This is a genomic window from Candidatus Erwinia dacicola (genome assembly GCF_001756855.1).
GTDB lineage: Bacteria > Pseudomonadota > Gammaproteobacteria > Enterobacterales > Enterobacteriaceae > Erwinia > Erwinia dacicola.
In genome coordinates, this window is record NZ_MAYS01000156.1 from 1 (window position 1) to 6,663 (window position 6,663).

Genomic DNA, 6,663 nt, shown 5'->3' on the forward strand with positions numbered 1-6,663 from the left:
CAAAAGTCTGGCACAACGCAGCGACCGGATACCTCGCTCTTAGCCTGTCGACTACCGTGAACCGTGGAGTGCGTCCGACATTAAGAGCGCCGTAGCCTTTTTTAGGATTTCGTTCTCCATTTCAAGGCGTTGTATTTTCTTCCTCGCCTCACGCAGCTCGAGCTGTTCTGGCGTCAGAGGAAGCCCGGCGGGCGTTTTCCCCTGGCGCTCAAGTCGCAGCTTATTCACCCAACGGGTGATAGCCGAATGGCTTACGTTAACTGCCTCTGCGGCCTTAACGTAGGTATAGCCGTGGTCGACAACTAACTTCGCCGCTTCGAGCTTAAATTCTGGCGTGAAATGTTTAGCCATTGGGTCACCTGTGGTGTTGGGAAGGTGAGAATATCACCTTCCGATCAGGTGTCTAGTATCAGTGTGCCACTACATCTGCTATGCGCAATGACGGCTACTACAGCGTGGACACATCTGCTGATAGTTTTCAGCAATTCACATACTGGCATTCTTCTCCCACGTAACTATTTCAACGCTATGCACTCAACTTCAGCTAACGATGGATTGCCGCTACCCCAGCACCACGGGGCCATATTGGCTATTGTACTCGGCATCACGGTGGCCGGGCTGCTGGGCGCGATTGGCCTAGCGATGTTTGCCGCCGGGCTGTTTGCTCTCGCCCTGCTACCCACCAGCCTATCAGACGCCGATATCATCTGGCGCATGATGCTGTGCGGTGCCGGATTTGGTCTGTTCCGGTCACCGAATAATCACACGATTATCTCTTTGGTACCGCGTCACCGCAGCGGAGGAGCCAATGGATTGCCCGGCTATGTGGCTGTGTAATGCACCAGCGCGGGAAACTGCCCGCCAGAACAGTGGAGCTTGAGTACAAAAAATCTATGGTTCCCACCATTTTTGCAACACTGATTTTTGATTAATGGTGGGCTTGCTTAAATCTATCCGGCGTCACGTCACTATGGACAAGGATGCCCGCGCCACGATGAGTTCCGCATCTGATAAGCCTAAAAAAACCGCACGGCTTCAGAGAGCCATTTTTTATATTAGCTTTTCACTAGGTCGATACGCCGTTCATGTCATCAATAATCAGTCTTCGCAAAACCAGATAGGGAACTACTTTATTAACGATTAACCCGTCAGGTAAACTGCGTTACCGTTACCTTTCAAACACGGTTTGCCGGGTCGTTATTGCCCACGCTATTCGGGCCATCTTGTTCGCTAGGGCACAGGCCACTACATTGGAGTGCTTTCGTTCAAGCTGAGTTCTTACCCATTCAGCCAGACTTCCTGACTGATGTTCGATTCTCTGGATAAACAGCCTAGCACATTGAACCAGCAAACGTCGCAGGTTTTTATCTCCGCGTTTACTTATGCCTAAAAGTGTATTTCTGCCGTCCGTCTGTACTGGCGTGGTACCAGTCCGGTTGAAGCAGCGAAATCACGGCTGCTGGCATATTGCTTACCATCGCCCAACTGAGAAGATAAAACGCTGGCGGTTATTGGCCCTATACCCGGTATAGTCTGAAGGTGCTGTCCTGTTTTATCATGGCCCAGTTCCTGCTCCAGCTCTGTTTCCAGTTCAGTGATCTACTCTGTCAGATAAAGATAATGCGCATGTAAACGCATCAGTAATCGCGCAAGATAGGCTGGAAGTTCATTATCAGCCAACACCGTTGAAAGCCGTCTTATAACGGCAATGCCGACGGGCATACTGATACCAAATTCCAGTAAAAAGCATGCATCTGGTTCGTTGTCTTAATCTCACCAGGGATTCCCTAACCCGATGCAGGGCACGCATAGCCTGTTGAGCCTCAGTTCTGGATTGAACAAATCGCATGGACGGGCGAGATGCTGCTTCGTAGATGGCTTCAGCATCGACAAAATCATTCTTGTTACTCTTTACAAAAGGGCGGACAAATTGCGGAGAAATCAGCTTCGCTGCATGCCCTAAATCAGCGATCCGACAGGCCATAAAATGGGACCCAGCGCAGGCTTCCATTACAACAGTAGTCGGTGTGCACGTAGCCAGAAACTCAATGAGTTTGGTGCAGGTAAATTTTTTCGCAGTAATGCCTTGCCTGATTTACCCTGACAATGAATGTGAAAAGAATGTTTGCCGAGATCGATACCAATAAGCGTGACGTTTTGCATGATGGTCTTCTCCATAAAAAACCACCCTGTCAGCGTACCGCTCGCAGGGTGGTGGGGACCATCTCATTAACCGCCGCGAGGGCGGGTTTTTCATCAAGCAGTCAAACGCCGCTGCGCAGCGCTTCAATGCGTTTATCCAGCGGTGGGTGCGACATAAATAGCTCGCTCAACGACTTGGATTTACCATTGATGCAGAAGGCTATCATGCTGCTGGCTTCCTGCGGCTCATAGCTGGTCTTCAGACGTTGCAGTGCGGCAATCATCTTCTCACGCCCGGCTAGGCGAGCAGCACCCGCATCCGCATGGAATTCACGGTGGCGTGAGAACCACATGGTAATAATGCTGGCGACAATACCAAACACCAGCTCCAACACCATCGATACCGCGAAGTACACCATTGGGTTACCGTTGCTGCTGTCTTCCTCGTCGCGGTTACCGGACATAAAGCCCGCTGCCAGCTGTGCCAGAATGCGCGAGATAAAGATCACGAAGGTATTCACAATCCCCTGAATCAGGGCCATGGTCACCATATCACCGTTGGCGATATGGCTGATTTCATGAGCCAGCACCGCTTCTGCTTCATCACGGCTCATGTTCTGCAACAGACCGGTTGATACTGCTACCAGCGACGCATCACGACGCGCACCGGTAGCAAAGGCGTTAATGTCGGGCGCATGGTAAACAGCCACCTGCGGCATGGCAATGCCCGCTTGCTGAGCCTGATGGTCCACAGTTTCCATCAGCCAGCGTTCAGTTTCGTTACGCGGCTGTTCAATCACTTCACCACCAACGGAGCGCAGTGCCATCCACTTCGACATCAGCAGTGAAACAAACGCACCGCCGAGGCCAAACAGACCCGCCATGATCATCAAGCCCATTACACTGCTTGACTGGATCCCTGTTAGGCTGAGGATCAGCCCGAAAACCACCATAACCCCTAGGTTGGTTAACAGGAAAAGAGCAATACGCATCATAAAATTAAACTTCCTCAGTTATTCCGCTTTTTAGCGTACCACCATCGTAAGGTCAATACGCCGATTTTCAAGCACTCTTAATCTTTAAGTGTTTTTAAAGACATAACTTTACACTTTGTGTTACTTTTTGCGCACAGCGCTAAGCAGAACAAGCAGAATAAAAAAGGCACAGCGATTGCTGTGCCTGTTGGGCTTATTTTGCCGCTGCCAGTGTCACTGGCGGCTGCTGTTTTTCCAGCTGCGCCAGGTCGTTGGCAATCTGCACCGTTTCATCCAGATAGGGGTCGGGCTCTTTGTAGTCTTTTGGCAAATCTTCCAGCTTCGCCAGCGGTTTCTTACCTTCCACTTTCAGGCGAGCATTAATGCGTTCTAGGCGCAATGCATCATCTTCTTTGTTCTCTTTCTCGCGCTCGGCAAGATTCAGAGAGATGATATTACGCTTGTCCTTGTTGGCATTAAAGCGGGTGACATCCTTAATGATGTACTGGAACTCAGCATCTTTGGCGATACGATCCTGATGTTCTTTAATCAACTGTGCTTCCAGCGGCTTGAGATCTCCGGTTTTGGTATAGGTAGCAGCAGGAACGCTATCCCACGGCAACGCGTTGTCCGCAAACTTCTCACCGGTATCAATCGCTTCTATGCCGGTAGGCATCAGCAGGTCAGGCGTTACCCCCTTACGCTGCGTGCTGCCGCCGTTGATGCGGTAGAATTTCTGAATGGTGTACTGCACGGAACCCAGCGCCGGCCATTCAGGGCGCAGCATCTGATCGTAAATGCGGTTCAGCGAGCGGTACTGCTGTACCGTACCTTTACCGAAGGTAGGCTCACCGACAATCAGCGCGCTGCCATAGTCCTGCATGGCAGCGGCGAAGATTTCAGATGCCGAAGCACTGAAGCGGTCAACCAGCACCACCAGCGGACCTTTGTAGTAAGTAATTCCGTCGTTGTCGCTATCTTGGCGGATTTTACCGTTGTTATCGCAAATCTGAACCACCGGGCCGCTTGGGATAAATAGACCAGAGAGCGAAACCGCCTCGGTCAGTGCTCCACCCCCGTTGGTGCGCAGGTCGATAACAATGCTGTCAACGTTCTGCTTCTGCAATTCCTGCAGCTGCACCTTTACATCGTCAGTCAGGCCAACGTAGAAACCAGGAATGTCCAGCACGCCGACTTTCTGTTTGCCGACGTTATGTACCGTCATTTTGACCGCGCGGTCTTCCAGACGGATCTTCTTACGCGTCAGCGTCACTGTACGGGTTTTAGTACCTTTGCCAGCAGGCAGGATTTCTAGGCGCACTTTGCTGCCCTTAGGTCCTTTGATCTGCGCGACGACATCATCCAGCCGCCAGCCGATTACATCGACCATCGGGTTGCCCGGCTGACCAACGCCAACAATACGGTCGCCCACAGTAATGGTTTTGCTTTTCGCCGCCGGACCACCGGCAACCATTGAGTTGATCACCGTGTAATCATCATTCATCTGCAGCACCGCGCCAATACCTTCCAGAGACAGGCTCATTTCGGTGTTGAACTGCTCGGTGTTACGCGGGGAGAGATAGTTGGTGTGCGGATCGATTTCATGCGCGAACGCGGTCATCGCCAGCTGGAACACGTCTTCGCTGTTGCTCTGCGCTAGGCGACGTTCAGCGAACTGATAGCGCTTGGTGAGGACTTCGCGAATCTCTTTCTCATCTTTACCGGCCAGTTTCAGGCTCAACTCGTCATACTTCACCTTAGCATCCCACAGGGCATTGAGCTCTGTAGTGTTTTTAGGCCAAGGGGACTTGCTGCGGTCGATATCGATGGTGTCGTTGCCGGTAAAGTTCATCGGCTTATTCAGCACGTAAAGCGCGTACTGATAACGTTCAAAACGGCGTTTTTGCGTCAGATTATACAGATCGTAAAACGCCGAAAGCTGGCCGCTTTTTAACTTATCGCCCAGCGTGGTTTTCTTGTCCGTATATTGCGGAATGTCAGACTCCAGCAGCACATTGTGGCTGTAGTCCAGCAGGTTCAGGTAACGTTCAAAGATTTTGACCGAAAAATCTTGATTGAGGTCAAACTGGCGGTAATGGGAACGGGTAAAGCGGGAAGTGACGCGCTCGCTGACGGTAGCGTGCTGTGCTTCTTGGTGCAGCTGCGGGATCTGGTCTGCACGGGTGATGTTATCGGTCGCGAAGGCGTTGCCTGCAATCAGCAGGCCCGCAATGATGGTGCGTTTAAAAAGAGTGTTCATGCCCTGATTAGCCTCCGTATCAGAACTGCAAGTGTTCTGCACGTACTATCATTGCCAGACCGTTAGCCAGCTGTACCCGGACGCCATCTTTAGAAATTTCAAGAATGGTGGCATCCATCGCACTTTTGCCTGCGGTAACTTTAATGCTCTGACCCACTTGCAACGCTGAGGTGTCGGTAACTGGTTTGCTACTCGACGTTTGAGTCTCTTCTCTTGGTGCAGAAGAGTTGCGTTCAGCCTGCGGACACTCTGGCTTGCTGCGCACTTTACGTGGCTGCTTACCTTTGGCTGCAGGTTTACGAATAGGTTTACGCGGACGACGCGGTGCGGTGTCTTCACCGGCTTTACGTTTTTTCGCTTGCTGCTGTTCGCGCTGTGCCTGCATGCGCGCTTTGGCTTCTTCAAGCTGTTTGCTCGCATGTTCAACATGCTGTTTATCCAGCAGACCACAAGTATTGCCATCAAGGTCAACACGAGTCGCGCCGACTTTGATGCCGTACAGATAGCGCGAGCTGGAAGTATAAAGACGCAGTGCTGAACGAAGCTGAGTTTTACTCAGGTTCATTTCACCCTGCACGCGATCGACTAAATCCTGAAAGATTCCGATCTTCAGTGGTCGTGCTTCGCCTTCGGCGGTAAAGCATTGTGGGAAACGCTCGGTCAGAAAGGCGATGACTTGTTTGGTGCTATTCAACTTAGGTTGATTTTCCATGAAATTTCCTGATTACAACGGGTTTGCCAATCAGCGCAGGCATGAACAGGCGACATTATAATGACCCCATCAGCAATTGCTACGTGATCCAGCGCTTTAGGTGCGTTTCATATGAATAAATTTTTCCACATCCGATCCGGCAAGCACCTAACAAAGCCCGTCAGTCAACGCTTTCAGCCCCGCTTCATCCTCACTATCAAAGTGGTTATATTCAACGCTGTCGATATCTAACATGCCAATAATCTGACCACTTACCACTAACGGCAGCACAATTTCCGCGTTACTGGCAACATCACAGGCAATATGGCCCTAAAATTTTTGTACTGACTGGAGCAGCTTGAATACCATCGCGAGCGTCGTCGCCCTCGAGCCGCAGTTCTTCGCCCGCTTGCTCCGTAGCCTGACAGTCGCAAACGCTGACTCGATAGGAACCGTCGTCCTTATTGAAGCTCAGTGCGCCTTCAGACGACTGTATTGTGCTAGCTGAGAGGCTGGAAGCGGCTTCGCCGAGGAGAGCTGACAGTGCTTCGGGTAGAGTCTTGCGCCCATTTCCAGTCGAAACGCAACAAAGTGAC

The 6,663-nt window shown here is 51.3% G+C and carries 4 protein-coding genes and 4 pseudogenes; 1 reads left to right on the forward strand and 7 read right to left on the reverse strand.

Translation table 11 applies throughout. The features are described 5' to 3' along the window. Window positions 1-51: 51 nt before the first annotated feature. Complete coding sequence (locus BBW68_RS04825) at window positions 52-351, reverse strand: IS3 family transposase (protein WP_070134241.1); 300 nt, start codon at window positions 349-351, stop codon at window positions 52-54. 261 nt (window positions 352-612) lie between these two features. Between BBW68_RS04825 and BBW68_RS04830 the strand changes: the two are divergent. Next, window positions 613-822 (forward strand): annotated as a pseudogene (locus BBW68_RS04830) (MFS transporter); the annotation flags it as partial. A 346-nt stretch (window positions 823-1,168) separates the two neighbouring features. Here the strand turns inward: BBW68_RS04830 and BBW68_RS15830 are convergent. The 6 genes and pseudogenes from BBW68_RS15830 to BBW68_RS17625 all read right to left on the reverse strand — a co-directional run. After that, window positions 1,169-2,163, reverse strand: a pseudogene (locus tag BBW68_RS15830) (IS110 family RNA-guided transposase). Between the two features lie 101 nt (window positions 2,164-2,264). Further along, on the reverse strand, window positions 2,265-3,137 hold the full coding sequence (gene htpX, locus BBW68_RS04840) for a protease HtpX (protein ID WP_070134244.1): 873 nt from the start codon (window positions 3,135-3,137) through the stop codon (window positions 2,265-2,267). Window positions 3,138-3,330: 193 nt separating this feature from the next. After that, complete coding sequence (prc, locus tag BBW68_RS04845) at window positions 3,331-5,376, reverse strand: carboxy terminal-processing peptidase (protein WP_070134245.1); 2,046 nt, start codon at window positions 5,374-5,376, stop codon at window positions 3,331-3,333. A gap of 19 nt (window positions 5,377-5,395) precedes the next feature. Continuing rightward, the gene (proQ, locus tag BBW68_RS04850) at window positions 5,396-6,088 is read right to left on the reverse strand and encodes an RNA chaperone ProQ (protein WP_070134246.1); all 693 of its coding nucleotides are present in this window, start codon (window positions 6,086-6,088) and stop codon (window positions 5,396-5,398) included. Window positions 6,089-6,235: 147 nt separating this feature from the next. Then, a pseudogene (locus BBW68_RS15835) lies at window positions 6,236-6,397 on the reverse strand (GAF domain-containing protein); the annotation flags it as partial. 6 nt (window positions 6,398-6,403) lie between these two features. Continuing rightward, a pseudogene (locus BBW68_RS17625) lies at window positions 6,404-6,532 on the reverse strand (IS256 family transposase); the annotation flags it as partial. Window positions 6,533-6,663: the final 131 nt, after the last annotated feature.